This window comes from Brevibacterium sp. S111 (assembly GCF_004745075.1).
Taxonomy (GTDB): domain Bacteria; phylum Actinomycetota; class Actinomycetes; order Actinomycetales; family Brevibacteriaceae; genus Brevibacterium.
Genome location: NZ_RHFH01000003.1, coordinates 172064 through 187316 on the forward strand (window position 1 = coordinate 172064; position 15253 = coordinate 187316).

Here is a 15253-nt window from a genome sequence, read left to right on the forward strand (position 1 = left end):
GTTGTCCGGCAGTCATGCCGATTAGGAGAAAAGTGGCTAATTTCCTCGAGAAGCTTCTGCGCACAGGTGAAGGCAGAACTCTGAAGAAGCTCCGCCGATACACGGATGCCATCAATGAGCTGTCCGACGAGTTCAGCGAGATGTCCGACACTGAGCTGCGTGAGGAAACCGGCAGGTTCAAGGAGCGCTACAAGGACGGAGAGAGCCTCGACTCCCTGCTGCCCGAAGCCTTCGCCGCGGTGAGGGAGGCCTCGAGCCGCACCCTGGGCCTGCGTCACTTCGATGTCCAGCTCATGGGCGGCGCCGCTCTGCACCTGGGCAACATCGCAGAGATGAAGACCGGTGAGGGCAAGACCCTCGTGGCCACCGCGCCGGCGTACCTCAACGCACTGACCGGGGACCCGGTCCACATCATCACGGTCAACGACTATCTGGCCACCTACCAGTCCGAGCTCATGGGCCGTGTGTTCCGCTTCCTCGGTATGGAGACCGGCTGCATTCAGGCGAACATGCCTTCGGACCAGCGCCGGAAGCAGTACGCTGCGGACATCACCTACGGCACGAACAACGAATTCGGCTTCGACTACCTGCGCGACAACATGGCCTGGTCAGCCGACGAACTCGTCCAGCGCGGACACTCCTTCGCCATCGTCGACGAGGTCGACTCGATCCTCATCGACGAGGCACGCACCCCACTGATCATCTCCGGCCCGGCCGAAGGCGATGCGAACCGCTGGTACGGGGAGTTCGCCAAGGTCGTCAAGCGGCTGAAGACCGATCGCGATTACGAAGTCGATGAGAAGAAGCGCACCGTCGGCGTGCTCGAACCCGGCATCGAGCGTGTCGAAGACTACCTGGGCATCGGCAACCTCTACGACGCGGAGAACACTCCGCTCATCAGCTTCCTCAACAACGCCATCCGCGCCAAGGAGCTGTTCAAGAAGGACAAGGACTACGTCGTCCTTGACGGCGAAGTCCTCATCGTCGACGAACACACCGGCCGTGTGCTCAAGGGCCGCCGCTACAACGAAGGTCTACACCAGGCCATCGAGGCGAAGGAGAACGTCCAGGTCCAGGCCGAGAACCAGACCCTGGCGACGATCACTCTGCAGAACTTCTTCCGCCTCTACGACAAACTCTCCGGCATGACGGGCACGGCAGAGACCGAGGCCGCGGAGTTCATGTCGACGTACAAGCTCGGTGTGGTGCCGATCCCCACGAACAAGCCGATGCAGCGCGTCGACCAGTCGGACTTCGTCTACAAGAACGAGGTCGCGAAGTTCGCAGCCGTCGTCGACGACATCGTCTCTCGACACGAGGCCGGCCAGCCGGTCCTCGTCGGCACGACGAGCGTGGAGAAGAGCGAATACCTCTCCAAGCATCTGGCCAAGCGCGGGGTCAAGCACGAAGTCCTCAACGCAAAGAACCACGCTCGGGAAGCCTCGATCGTGGCGCTGGCCGGCCGCAAGGGCTCGGTCACCGTGGCCACGAATATGGCCGGTCGAGGCACCGACATCATGCTCGGCGGCAATGCGGAATTCCTCGCTGTCGCAGAGATGGAGCGGCGGGGTCTTGATCCGGCTGAGAATGAGGACCAGTACGAAGCCGAATGGCAGGATGTGCTCAAGGAGGCGGAGAAGAAGGTCAAGGCCGATGCGGAGGAGGTCGTCGAACTCGGCGGTCTCTACGTGCTCGGCACCGAACGCCACGAATCCCGCCGCATCGACAACCAGCTGCGCGGACGCTCCGGACGTCAGGGCGATCCGGGCGAATCCCGCTTCTACCTGTCGCTGACCGACGACCTCATGCGCCTGTTCGGTTCCGGCGCCGCCGAACGCATCATGGCCACGGCCAATGTGCCCGATGATGTGCCGCTGGAGTCGAAGATGGTCAGCCGCGCCATCCTCTCCGCCCAGTCGCAGATCGAACAGCGCAACGCCGAACAGCGCAAGAACGTCCTCAAATACGATGACGTACTCAACCGTCAGCGCACCGTCATCTACGACGAACGTCGCCGCGTCCTCCACGGAGCCGACCTCAAAGAGCAGGTCGCGAACTTCCGCGAAGAGATCATCGACGCCTACGTCGCCCAGGCGACGAGAGGACCGGTCGAGGACTGGCAGGTCGACGAACTCTTCGAAGCCCTCGGCAAGATCTATACTCCGTCGATCACCTCCGAAGACCTCGCCGAGGAGGTCGGCGGACTCGGCAACCTCACGAAGAATCGACTCAATACGGAGATCCAGTCGGACCTCGAAGTCTTCTACTCCCAGCGAGAGGAAGAGCTCGGTGAGGATGCGACCCGCGAACTCGAACGCCGTGTCGTGCTCTCCGTCATCGACAAACGCTGGCGCGAGCACCTGTACGAAATGGACTACCTGAAGAACGGCATCGGACTGCGCGCGATGGCGCAGCGTGATCCGCTGGTGGAATACCAGCGGGAGGGCTTCGACATGTTCACCACCATGCAGGATGGGATCAAGGAGGACGTCGTCCGCCTCACCAATACGCTCAAGGTCCAGGTCAGCTCCTCACCGGCGGAGTCCGGGGACGACTCCGAGGTCGAAGTCGACGCCGAGGAACTGCGGCATACGACCCCGAAGATGCAGCTGTCGGCCCCATCGGAGAACGGCTCCTCCTCGATCTCCGAATCTGAGGACGACGACGAACCGGCTCCGGCCAATCGGGCCGAGCGACGCGCGAAGAAGAAGGCCAAGAGCTGACTTAGGGGCGCGCAGACTTCACATCGTCTGCAGCGCCGTCAGCGTCCACCGGGTGGTGAGCAGCTCCAAACGGACTGCCACCGCCCGGATGCGGTTCGGGCTGCGGACGATGACCGTGACTTCGGCGATCCCGGGACTCACCTGGCACACATGTGCCCTCCCCGGCTGCACCGCCGGCTGCGCGCCGAGACCGCTGGCCGGATGTCGCGGCGCCACCTCTGCGCGCAGCTGAGCGCGGTGATCGATCTTCGCCAGCAGTTCGGGATCGACCCAGCGGGCGATCGTGTCGCTGCGTCGGACTCCGGCGAGGACTTCGAGGCAGGCCACCGCCAACGAGGCGGCCGTGGCCGCTATCCGCTGCCGTTCGTCCGCGGACTCATCGTCAAGTCCGCTGACCCGTGCGCTCACCCGGCGTCCCGATGGGGACGTGGACAGCGGTAAGGAGTTCCGCCGGGGCGCAGCTTGCGGCGCCTGCGGACGGGTGAGAGTGAGCGGGGCGGTCATGGCTGAATCTCCAATCTCTGACCTGCGATGATGAGGCTCGGGTCGGGCCCGATGATCTCGCGGTTGGCGGTATAGACGTCGTCGACAAGCTGCGGGGTGTCCTCTGGGGCATCGACGAGTTCGGCGGCGATCGACCACAGGCTCTCCCCAGGCTCGACCACGTGCACAGTCGGCGAGGGGGCTGCAGCATCCGGTCGTGATTCGGGATCCTCGGCAGCAGCGGGATCGTGCACGTCGTCGGCGGGTTCCCGGTGGTCGGTTCGCGGTGGTGCAGACGGATCCTCAGGCGGAGCAGCGGCTTCTTTCGGAGGTTCGGTGGGCCAGGCCGGATCATGCAGGTCCTCGTCCGCGGGCGCATCGCCATCGGAGTACTCACCATCGGCGGCCGAGGCGCCGCCTTCGACAGTCGGCCATCCGGGATCGGCGGGCGCAGCGGTCGCCGTGTACGGGCCCGCCGCGGGCATCGCGTCTCCGAGGTCTCCGGCGACCGGAGCGGCCTGCGCGGCCTGGACGACGAGACCGGCCGACACTGCGGCGAGCACGCTCGAGGCGAGAAGCCGCGGCATGGCTCTGACGAGGCAGTCCGCCAGGAGTGCCCTGAAGCGGCCGGAGGGAAGGAGCCGCAGCAGCAGGGTGAGGAGGGAGACGAGACCGAGACGTGAGAATGCCAGAGCGGCGGCGCCGATGATGGTGATGACGACGAGATCATTCGTCGTCCGCGGCTGCGGCAGCTGTGCCCACGCGGTGCAGAGTGAACCGAGCAGAACCAGCCAAGACCCCGCGCATGCGATCAAGAGATACATCTAGACATCCTCCATTGGATATTGATTCCAATGATGTCGTTAGATGTGATTTGTTGTCAATAGATTACGAATAACTACACCACTGTAGTTCTCACGCGCTTCGTTCCGGCTCTTGAAAGTCGACTACAGCTGGGGCAGGCTTAGCGATTATGGATGATCGCATCGATGCACTCCTGGCGGACGTCGAAGCCGCCGAGACCGCCGCCGAACGGCACGCCAGAAGGGGAGAGTTCGGTGACGAAGTAGCCGCTCAGGCCGCCGAGCGAACACTGCTGGAAAGGATCCGAGGGGCGCTCGGGCAGGCGGTGCAGGTGGTCATGCCGGCGCGGGAGATCGCGGGCACGGCCGACTTCCTCGGTCGCGACATCCTCGTCGTCGACGGAGCCGAGACCTCCGTCATCGCGATCAGCTGGATCCGCGGACTGCGGGCGGACTCACGTGTCCACCGCCTCGAGGCGGGAGGGCTCGAGCGCTTGGGTCTGGGTTCGGCGCTGCGCCGCTGGGCGGCAATGCATGAGGAAGTGGCGATCGACGTCGCAGACCGTCCCGGGCCGACACGCGGACGCTGCACTCTCGTCGGTGCCGACTATGTCGAGATCGCGGGCCGGATGATCCCGTTCGCCGCGATCGCCGCCGTCCACGCCCGAACCAACCCCTTCGGGTGAGTCGGCTGTGGAACTTGGGGTACGGGCAGAGGCGGAGTCAGTCCTCGATCGAGCCGGTCTTGATCTGGTGCTCGGTGCGCTCGTACATGCGCTGGATATAAGCCTCGATCTCCGACTTCTCGACGCGCCATTGGCCGCGTCCGCCGACCTTGATCGCACGGAGGTCGCCCGAGCGGACCAGGGCCCTGGCCTGAGCGATCGAGACATTGAGCAGTTCGGCCACATCGGTGAGCGGCAGGAAGCGGTTTTCGACGACCATGTGGTGACTTCTCCCATTCCAGATGTCTGTCTGCTTGTTGATTCACTTTGCCAAAAACATTGCTTTGGCATCATTTGATGCCTAATACTATCACTGAGAAACAGTTTCTGTCAGCGAAACTTCCGCGAATCTGGAGATGCAATGGAGCTCTCGAAGCGAATCCGCCGCCCCAAATGGACCGACACCCGACTTCTTGTGGGCGCGATGCTCGTCGTCCTCGCCGTGGTCGGCACCTATCTGCTCATCGCCGCGGCGAATTCCACCACCCGCGTCTGGGCAAGCGCTCATGCTCTCGTCCCCGGTGAAGTCCTTGATGCGACGGACCTCAGGGTGGCCGAGGTCAATCTCGCGGATATCGGCAGCAAATACCTTTCGGCGGATGAGGACCTGCCCGCAGGGACGAGCGTGCGCAGCGTCGTGGCCGCAGGGGAGCTGTTGGCCGCCTCGACGGTCGCGCCTCTGACGGAGCTCGAAGGCCGTGTCGTCGCCATCGATGTCGCCGGCTCCGTCCCCAGCGTCGTCGCCGCGGGAAGCCTCGTCGATGTGTGGGCGCAGCCGGAGCAGAACGGCCTCGACGATGACGGGCCCGCACCGCGTCAGCTCGTCGAATCCGCACCCGTCGCCCACATCACGCGGGACGTGGGCAGCTTCGGGGTCGGCGACGGAGCGCGCATCGAGGTCTTCGTCGAGACCGGGCAGCTCTCCGACGTGCTTGCCGCCCTCGACGGGCGCAGCGTACTCTCCGTGGTCGGGGCGCCCTCGGCGGTCGCGGCAGACAGCGGGCAGTGATGACTCAGGTCCTGCTCGCCGTCGACTTCGAATACGACCTCATCCTCTTCGAACTCCTCAGCGACATCGACGACGTCACCATCGTCGCCCGTCCCGCCGACGAGGTGGAGCTGCTGGCACACTGTCGGACCGGCAGCGCCGAGGTCGTCATCATCGGCCGCTACTTCCCGGGGCTCGATGCCGAGGTGGTCGCTGCTGTCGCGGCCACGGGGGCGAAGGTCCTCGGCTTCGGTGATGATGCCGACGCGCTTGCCGGGCTGGGCATCACCGTCCGGGTCGGCACCGACGCCGATGCGGCCGCTCTGGCCACGGCGCTCGACGATCTCCGCGCCTCCACCGTCGTTCCTCCACGACCGACAGCGCCTCCCGGCCCGGTCGGAGGACAGGGGAGGATCATCACGGTGTGGGGGACCGGCTCTTCGCCGGGGCGGACCCTCACCGCGGTCAACCTGGCCGACCAGGCCTCCCGCCTCGGCCGACGCTCCGTCATCGTCGACGCCGACACCGTTTCGGGGATGGTCGCCGCCACACTCGGGCTGACCGAGGAATCCTCCCATCTGGCCAGCCTGTGCCGGGCGCAGTCCGATCGGTCCGTCCCCCTCGACGGGCATTCCGTGCCCCACGCCGTGGTCCGGGAGGACTTCCACGTGATCACGGGACTGACGAAGCCCGAGCGATGGCCGGAGATCCGAGCGTCAGTGCTCGAAGCCGTGCTGCATCGGCTCGCGAGGCTCTACGATCTCGTCGTCGTCGACGTCAGCGACCGCGTCGATCCCGATGACGAGATGGCCGACCCCTTCTACGACCGGCATTGCGCCACCCGGGCGGCGCTCGCAGCGGCCGATGTCGTCCTCGTGCTCGCTGCAGGAGAGCCGATCGGTCTGCAGCGTCTGGTCAAGCTGCTGGGCACGCCGCGGGCAGAGGAGCTGCGGGAGAAGATGCGTCTGGTGATCACGAAGCTGCGACCCGGCGCGGTCGGTCATCCGCCCGAGGCGAGGATCCGCGAGGTCCTCAACCGCTTCGTCCGCGTCACCCCCGACTACGTCCTCAGCGATGATCGGGCCACCGCCGATGCCGCAATGCTGGCGGGCAAGACCCTGCACGAGCAGAATCCGCGCTCCCTCCTCTGCCAGGAGATCGCGGCCATGGCCGAGGATCTGCTGCCCGGCCGCAAACGCAGCCGCCGGACCGGGGGCGGAAGGGGCCGACGGGACGGCGGCGAAAGGAAGCAGGGCCGCAGGCCCGGCAGATCCAGGGTCCGATTGTGACGGGACTAGGATGAGGGCATGGCCATCCGCTGCTACATTCCGACCACCCTGAGCGCGCTGCGCACGGGACTGACCGACATTCGGGCTGTTGCCCCCGATGAGCACGGCCGCAGCCTGCGCGGCGAGGAGTTCGAGACCGCCGAATTCGACGCCATGTGCATCGCCGCCGCTCTCGCCTCCAGCGCGGCATTCGGTGCCGAGGAGTCCGGATCCGCAGTTCCCCTCGCCGAGGCGGGGCCCGCCGCCCGTGTCATCGTCGCCTACGATGCACCCGAGTCCAGCTCACGCCACCGGCTGACCGACGGATTCGAACTCATCGGCATCGACACCCTCGACATGTCCGCAGTCGCCAGCTTCCACCTCGACGAGGAAGCGGTCTGGGACGAAGCCGTGGAACTCGCCCGAACTGCGGGTGCGCAGGCGGCGGAGGACCGCCTCGGCGAGTCGGATCTGCTGTGGTACGACGTCACGGAACTGGATCAGCTCCTCGCCGAGGAGGGCTGAGTCGGAGTCGACTTCAGAGGGTTTCGAAACGGCGGAGACGCTCGCTCAGCCGCTTGTCCAGGATCGGCACCACGGCCTGTTCGATCATCGCCCCGAACATCGGGATCGACGAGCTGATCTCAGCGTGCGCCGTCAGCTTCGTCTCCGAGTCCACCTGCCTGAGTTCGATCACGGCGTCGATCTCCACGGGAACCCCGGCGGCACGTGCGGACATTCGGATCTCCGCCTCATCGCCGAGGACGTCTCCGGGGATCATGTAGACCTCGACGAGCTCGGTCTCATTCGGCAGGCGGGAGGCCAAGGCCGCGGGAAGTTCGCCTTTGGGCATCGGAGTCCGCACGGTCATCTCGGTGTCGGGATCGATGTGCTCCGAGCTGGCCCGGGATCCGAGCTTCTCCCAAGAGCCGACGTCGGCGAGTTTGGCCAGGAATGTCAGGAGGTCGACCGAGTAGTCATGATTGAGGGTCAGAGTTCGCATAGCTCTAGTTTGCCAGCGAATGAACGGTACACCACATCAGGCCGCTCGGCGTGCCTTTCTCGATATTTGGGCATAGTGTGGGAGATGGCGGTTCGAGGACGAACCGCGTGACGATTGCTCGGTTCTCATAGAGGTGGCACAGTGACTCAGGTCTCAATTTCGGACGTTGCAGAAGAGTGGAGGAAGCTGCGAGGGCAGGGTGCCCCCGAGAATTTCCTCGACGCGTACTATCCGCGATTCGAAACAGGGGCAAGCGACCCCGAGGCCTATGCCGCGGCAGCGGCTCGACACTTCGCCGTCGGCACCGAATATGACGGGCAGACGCCGGCGATCGCGATCTACAACCCGGCCGTCGACTCACCGGAATTCCGGGACAATCACACGGTCGTCGCGCTGGTGCTGGCAGATATGCCGCACCTCGTGTCCTCGATCGTCAGCGACCTGGCGGCGGCCGGTCGAGCCATCCGCCGCGTCCATCACCCGATCATCACCGTCTCCGGTTCCGGTTCCGACCTCTCGATTGTGTCCCCGGCCGAGGCCCCCTCGGTGACCGCTGATACGGCAAGCCTCCCGCAGGTCTCCGCAGCGCCGGACGCTCAGTCCTCCGATGACCCGCAGCAGCAGTCGTGGATCCGTCTCGAGATCGACCGGATCCCCGAAGACGACTTCGCCGAACTCGAGCAGCGGCTGCGTGAAGTCCTCGCCTACGTCGCTGCCGCCGCCCGCGACGCGCAGGCGATGGCGAGCAAAGCCAAGGACATCGCGGCCGAACTCTCCGCCCATGCTCCCCGCCCGGAGCTGGCCTCGGAAGCCGAAGCCGCAGCAGCCCTGCTCAACTGGCTCGACGGTCACTTCACCTTCCTCGGCTACCGCGAATACGACTACACCCACGATGCCGAGCACAGCAGCCTCGAACCGATCGAAGACACCTCGATGGGCATCTCCGCTCTGCGCCCCCTCGTGAAATCGCCGCTCAGCCGGGCCGTGGCCGAGAAGGCACTCGAACCGCATGTGCTCGTGCTGACGAAGGCGAACTCGCGCTCACGCGTCATCCGCTCGTCCTTCATGGACTACATCGGGGTGAAGACCTTCGACTCCTCCGGCGAGATCGTCGGCGAACGTCGCTTCGTCGGTGTGTTCAAACCCGAGTTCTACAACGACAGCGTCCTCAACATCCCCGTCATCGACCGCAAGGTCTCCCGGATCCTCTCCGCCAGCGGCTTCCCCGCCGGTTCGCACTCGGCCAACGAGCTCCTCGGCGTGCTTGAGACCTACCCGCGCGAAGATCTCCTCCACGAGGACACCGAAGAGATCTTCGACGTGGTCATGGAGATCGTCGACATGCAGGAGCGACGGGAGTCGCGGGTCTTCGTCCGCGCCGACCCGTACCAGCGCTTCGTCTCTGTCATCCTCTACCTGCCCCGCGACCTCTACAACACCGATGCCCGCGTGCGCGTGCAGGAGGTTCTGCGCGAGTTCTACAATGCCGACAGCGTCGACTTCGACGTGCTGCTGAGCGAATCGGCGCTGGCGCGCATCCACTTCGTGGCTCGTATGGCTCGCGATGAGCAGCTCCCGCAGATCAGCGCCGAGGATGTCGAACGACGCATCGTCGGTGCCGTCCGTTCGTGGTCCGAAGATGTCCACGCCTTCCTCATCCCCGCCGAACACGGCGACAGCGGAACGACGAATGCGCGCGCCGACCTGTGGTCGAAGGCGTTCCCGCCCAGCTACGGCGAGCATCACACCCCCGCCGAGGCGGTCGCTGACGTCGGCCGGTTCGAGGCCCTTGACGCGGGGCACGGTTCGGCGGTGCGCCTGTACCGGCCCGAACGCTCGGCCGACGCCTCCGTGCGCCTCGTCCTCTACCGCTACGAGCGGGTCGGCCTGTCCGAAGTGCTGCCCTTCCTCACGGCGTTCGGCGCCACCGTCATCGATGAGCGCCCGCACGAGCTCGACCTCGCCGACGGCAGCCACCGTTATATCTACGATTTCGGGCTCAGCTTCTCCGAAGAGCTGGGCGACGACGACTGCGAACGCATCTCCGACGCGTTCATGGCCGGATGGGAAGGCAAGAAGGAAGCGGGCGTCTTCGACCGCCTCATCGTCACCGGTCTGTCCTGGCAGCATGTGACGATCATCCGCGCCCTGGGCAAATACCTGCGCCAGGCCGGGTTCACCTACTCCGACGCCTATGTGGGTGAGGTCTACAGCGACCATCCGGAGATCTCGAAGCTGCTCGTCGACTACTTCGCCGCGAAGTTCGATCCTGCCGCCGACGACGAGAGCCGTGAAGGTGCGATGGCCGAGATCGATGACGCGATCGAAGCCGCACTGTCCGAAGTCGCGAGCCTCGATGCCGACCGGGTGCTGCGCTCCTCACTCGAGCTGCTGCGCGCCACTCTGCGCACGAACTACTACATCGATGAGTCCGGTGAGCTGCCGACCGCTCTCGTGCTCAAGATCCGGCCCACCGAGCTCAGCTTCGTCCCCAAGCCCAAACCGGCCCTGGAGATGTGGGTGTACTCGCCGCAGGTCGAAGGCGCGCACCTGCGCTTCGGCGCCGTCGCCCGCGGCGGTCTGCGCTGGTCGGACCGGCGCGATGACTTCCGCACCGAGGTCCTCGGCCTCGTCAAGGCGCAGATGGTCAAGAACGCCCTCATCGTCCCGACTGGCGCCAAGGGAGGGTTCTTCCCCAAGCAGCTGCCGCCGATGAGCGACCGGGACGCGTGGATGGCCGCCGGTCAGGCCGCCTACGAGGTGTTCATCGAGAGCATGCTCGAGGTCTCCGACGACCTCACCTACGGTGCCGACGACTCCAGCGTCGTCGTCCACCCCGACCGTGTGGTCCGCCACGACGGAGACGACTACTACCTCGTCGTCGCCGCTGACAAGGGCACTGCACGCTTCTCCGATGTGGCGAACGCGATTGCCGAACGCCGCGGGTTCTGGCTCGGGGATGCCTTCGCTTCGGGCGGATCGGTCGGCTACGACCACAAGAAGATGGCCATCACCTCCCGCGGCGCCTGGAAGTCCGTCGAACGGCACTTCCGCGAACTCGGTCTCAACACCGCCGCCGACGACTTCACCGTTGTGGGCATCGGCGATATGAGCGGCGACGTGTTCGGCAACGGCATGCTGCGCAGCGAGCACATCCGCCTCGTCGCGGCCTTCGACCACCGAGACATCTTCCTCGATCCGAACCCCGATGCCGCACGCAGCTTCGTTGAACGCCAAAGGCTGTTCGATCTGCCGCGCTCGAGCTGGCAGGACTACGACCGGGAGCTCATCTCCGCAGGCGGCGGGGTCTTCTCGCGGTCGGCGAAGTCGATCGACCTCAGTGCCGAAGCCGCCTCGGTGCTCGGAGTCGACCCCGGTCGTCGCAGCCCCGCCGATCTCATGTCCGAGATCCTCAAGGCTCCCGTCGACCTTGTCTACAACGGAGGCATCGGCACCTACATCAAGGCCTCGACAGAGAGCCATGCGGAGGTCGGGGACAAGTCCAACGACAGCATCCGCATCGACGGCGCCGATGTCCGGGCGCGGGTCATCGGGGAGGGCGGCAACCTCGGCGTCACCCAACTGGGCCGTGTCGAAGCGGCGCTGAATGGGGTCGAGATCAACACCGATGCGGTGGACAACTCGGCCGGCGTCGACAGCTCCGACCACGAGGTCAACATCAAGCTGCTCCTGCGCACCCTGGTGCACAAGGGCGCCTTCGCCGCCGAGGAGCGTGAACAGGTGCTCCACTCGTTCACCGATCAGGTGGCCGATCGGGTGCTGTCGAACAACTACTCGCAGAACGTCGTCCTCGGTGAGGCCAGGGCACAGACCGAAGCGATGTCCGGTACCTACGGCCGACTGCTGAATTACCTGGAGAAGCACGCCGACCTCGACCGTGCCGTCGAATTCCTGCCCAACGCCGACGAACTGGCCAAGCGTCGATTCGGCTACTACGTGTCGCCGGAGCTGGCCGTGCTTCTGGCCTATGTGAAGATGCACGCCGCCGACGAGATCCTCGACAGCGTCGTGCCCGATGAGATGTGGATGCGGCGGGAACTCGTCTCCTACTTCCCGGAGTCCCTGCAGGAGAAATACGGGGAGCTCATCCCGGAACACCCGCTGCACCGCGAGATCGCCACGGCGAAGCTGGTCAACCGCCTCGTCGACCGCGGCGGCCTGACCTACATCTACCGGATGCTCGAGGAGACACCCGCCTCGGTGCCGCAGATCGCACGTGTGTTCGTCGTCGTCTCCGAGATCTTCGGCCTCGACGACTACTTCGAGGCGGTGTGCGCACTCGACAACGAGGTGCCCACCGAGGTGCAGGTGAAGCTCCAACACGACTATGTGCGTCTGCTCGACCGGTCCTCGCGCTGGCTCGTGCAGCAGGCCCCGGACACCCTCGACGTCGATTCGGGCATCGAGATGTACGGCAAGGTGGTCGAGGCGCTGCGCTCCCGCGTGCCCGAGCTCGTCGACGGCTACGATGCGGAGTCCATGCAGGCGAAGGCGCAGGAGTACATCGACGACGGTGTGCCCAGCGATCTGGCATGGCGAGCGGCGGCTCTGCTCGATGAGTTCGTGCTCCTCGACATCACGCAGCTCGCGGCACGGGCGAACGAATCCGCTGAGGACGTCGCCGAGGTCTACTACGCGGTGAACGAACACTTCGCCGGGTCGCAGGTGCTCACTCTCATCGGCGGGCTCGACCGCAGCGACCGCTGGTCGGCGCTGGCGCGAGGCTCGATGCGCGACGACTTCTACTCCGCTATCCTCTCGGTGGCGGAAACGGTGCTGGCCGCCACGGATTCGCCGATCTCGGGCACCCCGGATGAGCGGGCGAAGCAGCGCGTGGCCGAATGGCTCGAACGCAACGAGACCGTGGTCTCCCGCGTGATCGAGACGACGGAGACGATCCTCGGGCTCGACTCCGTGACCCAGGCGCCGCTGTCGGTGCTGCTGCGGTCGCTGCGGTCGATGGTCCGCTCCTCGACGTGGGAGAGCGAACACAACTCCTGACTCCACGGCTCGGGCCCGGCCGAACAGTGCTCGGTCGGACCCGAACTGCCTTCCGGCCGCCTCGGCGAGTCCGGAGATGGGCGGATGAAGTGGTAGCGTCTGATCATCGACTCATCAGCAGATCCGAGGGGAACCCGGGTCTGCTGATCTCACCTGGGAGGAACGTATCGTGCTCAACGAACTGCTGGCGGCCGAGGGTCTCACGGATGAGTCAGACGTCGAACACATCCATCTGCTCGTCGGGGACTGGCAGCTGCTCGCCGATCTCTCCTTCGCCGACCTCGTGCTGTGGGTGCCCTCGCTGAGCGGCGCGTACACGGTGGTCGCCCACGCCCGATCGACGACCGGGGCGACCCTGTTCAACCGGGATCTCATCGGAGCCCGCGCGACCGGGATGGAGAAGGAGCTGCTCGACGAAGCCAGCGACACCCGCACCTACGTCACTCAGGTGGAGACGGCCCGTGACCTGGGGGTGAGCGCGGGTTCGGCCGATGTCGGCATCCTCGCCGAGGCGGTCCCGATCGTCCGGAACGGCGAGGCGATCGCGCTCGTCGTCCGCTACTCCGAAGAGGTTCGCCGCCGGGGTTCGTCCCGACTGGAGAAGTACTACCGCGAAACGGCGATGGCCCTGATGCGGATGATCGTCCAGGGCACCTTTCCCGATCGTGCCGCCCCGAGCGGGGCGCGGCACGGGGAACCGCGGGTCGGCGACGGCATCTTCATCCTCGATCGCGATTCCCATGTGCAGTATGCGTCCCCGAACGCCGTGTCGCTCATGCACCGGCTCGGCCACGGGGGAGAGATCGAAGGCAGCTACCTCGCCGAGGTGGTTTCGAGCCTGGGCGCCGAGCTGCGGCAGGTCGACGAGACCCTGCCGCTGGTGCTCACGGGGCGGGCCCCGTGGCGGACCGAACTCGAGGTCGGGCGCACGAGCATCTCTCTGCGCGCCATCCCGCTGACCGATGAGGGGGAGCGGGTCGGAGCGATCGTGCTCGCCCGTGACGTCTCCGAGATCCGGCGCCGCAAACGCGAGCTGCTGTCGCGGGACGCAATGATCAAGGAGATGCACCACCGGGTGAAGAACAACCTGCAGACCGTGTCGGCTCTGCTGCGTCTGCAGACCCGCCGGATCGACAGTCCCGAGGCCAAGAGCGCACTGACCGAAGCGATGCGGCGAGTCTCGATCATCGCCGTCGTCCACGACGTGCTCAGTCAGGGTGTCGAATCCGAAGTCGACTTCGATGAGGTCGTCGACAAAGGTCTGCGCCTGACGCCGGAGCTGACCAGCCCACTGGTGCACATGGAACTCAAACGGTGCGGCAGCTTCGGTGCGATCTCCTCAGCGGATGCGACCTCTCTGGCACTGGCGATCACCGAGCTGATCACGAACGCGATCGAACACGGTTTCCCTGCCGAGAAGCAGGAGAGTCTGGCGCCGGGGGAGACGCTCGACGGGCATGTGTGGGTGACTCCCGAACGCGATGGTGACCATCTGCGGGTGACGATTGCCGATGACGGTGTCGGACTCGGCGACTCACAGAATCCGGGCAACGGGCTCGGCACGCAGATCGTGCGCACCCTGGTGTCGGCGGACCTGGCCGGATCGATCCAGTGGGAAGCCCGTGAAGGAGGCGGCACCGTGGCGACTCTCGATGTTCCGCTTCGTCCGGACTCCTACGACTGAGCGGCTGACTGTCCGTCCCGATCATCCGGGTTCCGGCTGCAGCATCGCCGGGGCTGTCCAGGGCCTCAGTGGCTTGCGGGGCGGGCGCAGTGCAACGCCCGCGGTGTCTCAGGTGGTTCAGCCGGCGCGACGGGCACGGGCGGCGCGGCGCTTGAGTGCGCGACGCTCGTCTTCGCTCAATCCGCCCCAGACTCCAGCATCCTGACCGGATTCGAGTGCCCACTGGAGGCAGGTCTCGGCTACTTCACAGCGGCGGCAGACGGTCTTCGCTTCCTCAATCTGGAGCAGAGCGGGTCCGGTGTTGCCGATCGGGAAGAAGAGTTCCGGATCCTCATTGAGGCATGCTGCACGGTGTCGCCAATCCATGGTGACCTTTCGACGAATTCGGTGAACGCGGTTGACCGCGCCCGAATTCCGAGCGCGCAACTCTCTCAGTCAAGGTTCACATAACGCAATTGGGCGCACAAGGGTCCGGCAGTGTGAAATTTCTGACAAATATTTTCCCTATTGTCCTGCTATGGACGCGATCGCGCAAATCGGTCCGCTATGCGTCC

General features: G+C 65.6%; 12 protein-coding genes. 7 read left to right on the forward strand and 5 right to left on the reverse strand.

All coding sequences use genetic code 11. From position 1 onward, the window contains the following. Window positions 1–32 precede the first annotated feature (32 nt). The gene (gene secA, locus EB836_RS04975; RefSeq protein ID WP_135538152.1) at window positions 33–2723 is read left to right on the forward strand and encodes a preprotein translocase subunit SecA; all 2691 of its coding nucleotides are present in this window, start codon (window positions 33–35) and stop codon (window positions 2721–2723) included. Window positions 2724–2741: 18 nt separating this feature from the next. Here secA and EB836_RS04980 read toward each other — a convergent pair whose 3' ends face one another. Both EB836_RS04980 and EB836_RS04985 read right to left on the reverse strand, forming a co-directional pair. Continuing rightward, window positions 2742–3131 carry an Rv3235 family protein gene (locus EB836_RS04980; RefSeq protein WP_240689611.1) on the reverse strand — a complete coding sequence of 130 codons (390 nt, stop codon included), beginning with the start codon at window positions 3129–3131 and terminating at the stop codon, window positions 2742–2744. A 92-nt stretch (window positions 3132–3223) separates the two neighbouring features. Continuing rightward, window positions 3224–4030: a LysM peptidoglycan-binding domain-containing protein gene (locus tag EB836_RS04985; protein ID WP_135538156.1), complete on the reverse strand. Its 807-nt coding sequence runs from the start codon at window positions 4028–4030 to the stop codon at window positions 3224–3226. A 149-nt stretch (window positions 4031–4179) separates the two neighbouring features. On the opposite strand from EB836_RS04985, the gene EB836_RS04990 reads away from it, so the two are divergent. Then, entirely contained in the window at window positions 4180–4695 is a 516-nt protein-coding gene (locus EB836_RS04990; RefSeq protein WP_135538158.1) for a hypothetical protein, read from the forward strand. 37 nt (window positions 4696–4732) lie between these two features. Here the strand turns inward: EB836_RS04990 and EB836_RS04995 are convergent, their stop codons facing one another. After that, window positions 4733–4954 (reverse strand): helix-turn-helix domain-containing protein, encoded by a 222-nt coding sequence (locus EB836_RS04995; protein WP_135538160.1) that lies wholly within the window; start codon window positions 4952–4954, stop codon window positions 4733–4735. Window positions 4955–5095: 141 nt separating this feature from the next. Here EB836_RS04995 and EB836_RS05000 point away from each other — a divergent pair, with 141 nt between their 5' ends. From EB836_RS05000 to EB836_RS05010, 3 genes are read left to right on the forward strand one after another with little or no spacing between them, the layout of a single operon-like run. Beyond that, window positions 5096–5743, forward strand: a complete 648-nt coding sequence (locus tag EB836_RS05000; protein ID WP_135538162.1) for an SAF domain-containing protein — start codon at window positions 5096–5098, stop codon at window positions 5741–5743. After that, on the forward strand, window positions 5743–7011 hold the full coding sequence (locus EB836_RS05005; RefSeq protein WP_240689628.1) for a DNA-binding response regulator: 1269 nt from the start codon (window positions 5743–5745) through the stop codon (window positions 7009–7011). The genes EB836_RS05000 and EB836_RS05005 overlap by 1 nt, the downstream gene beginning before the upstream one ends. Before the next feature lie 18 nt (window positions 7012–7029). Beyond that, window positions 7030–7515 carry a hypothetical protein gene (locus EB836_RS05010; RefSeq protein ID WP_135538164.1) on the forward strand — a complete coding sequence of 162 codons (486 nt, stop codon included), beginning with the start codon at window positions 7030–7032 and terminating at the stop codon, window positions 7513–7515. 13 nt (window positions 7516–7528) lie between these two features. Here EB836_RS05010 and EB836_RS05015 read toward each other — a convergent pair whose 3' ends face one another. Continuing rightward, complete coding sequence (locus EB836_RS05015) at window positions 7529–7993, reverse strand: DUF2505 family protein (RefSeq protein ID WP_135538166.1); 465 nt, start codon at window positions 7991–7993, stop codon at window positions 7529–7531. A 141-nt stretch (window positions 7994–8134) separates the two neighbouring features. Here EB836_RS05015 and EB836_RS05020 point away from each other — a divergent pair, with 141 nt between their 5' ends. Next, complete coding sequence (locus EB836_RS05020) at window positions 8135–13015, forward strand: NAD-glutamate dehydrogenase (RefSeq protein ID WP_135538168.1); 4881 nt, start codon at window positions 8135–8137, stop codon at window positions 13013–13015. Between the two features lie 169 nt (window positions 13016–13184). Then, window positions 13185–14699, forward strand: a complete 1515-nt coding sequence (locus EB836_RS05025; RefSeq protein ID WP_135538170.1) for a PAS domain-containing sensor histidine kinase — start codon at window positions 13185–13187, stop codon at window positions 14697–14699. A 117-nt stretch (window positions 14700–14816) separates the two neighbouring features. Here the strand turns inward: EB836_RS05025 and EB836_RS05030 are convergent, their stop codons facing one another. Beyond that, window positions 14817–15065: a WhiB family transcriptional regulator gene (locus EB836_RS05030; RefSeq protein ID WP_009374875.1), complete on the reverse strand. Its 249-nt coding sequence runs from the start codon at window positions 15063–15065 to the stop codon at window positions 14817–14819. Window positions 15066–15253 lie beyond the last annotated feature (188 nt).

Coding starts and splice junctions, on each gene's coding strand:
- EB836_RS05010 (WP_135538164.1), top strand. CDS start 7,030: ATGGCCATCCGCTGCTACATTCCGACCACCCTGAGCGCGCTGCGCACG.
- EB836_RS05005 (WP_240689628.1), top strand. CDS start 5,743: ATGACTCAGGTCCTGCTCGCCGTCGACTTCGAATACGACCTCATCCTC.
- EB836_RS04985 (WP_135538156.1), bottom strand. CDS start 4,030: ATGTATCTCTTGATCGCATGCGCGGGGTCTTGGCTGGTTCTGCTCGGT.
- EB836_RS05000 (WP_135538162.1), top strand. CDS start 5,096: ATGGAGCTCTCGAAGCGAATCCGCCGCCCCAAATGGACCGACACCCGA.
- EB836_RS05015 (WP_135538166.1), bottom strand. CDS start 7,993: ATGCGAACTCTGACCCTCAATCATGACTACTCGGTCGACCTCCTGACA.
- EB836_RS04990 (WP_135538158.1), top strand. CDS start 4,180: ATGGATGATCGCATCGATGCACTCCTGGCGGACGTCGAAGCCGCCGAG.
- EB836_RS05030 (WP_009374875.1), bottom strand. CDS start 15,065: ATGGATTGGCGACACCGTGCAGCATGCCTCAATGAGGATCCGGAACTC.
- EB836_RS04995 (WP_135538160.1), bottom strand. CDS start 4,954: ATGGTCGTCGAAAACCGCTTCCTGCCGCTCACCGATGTGGCCGAACTG.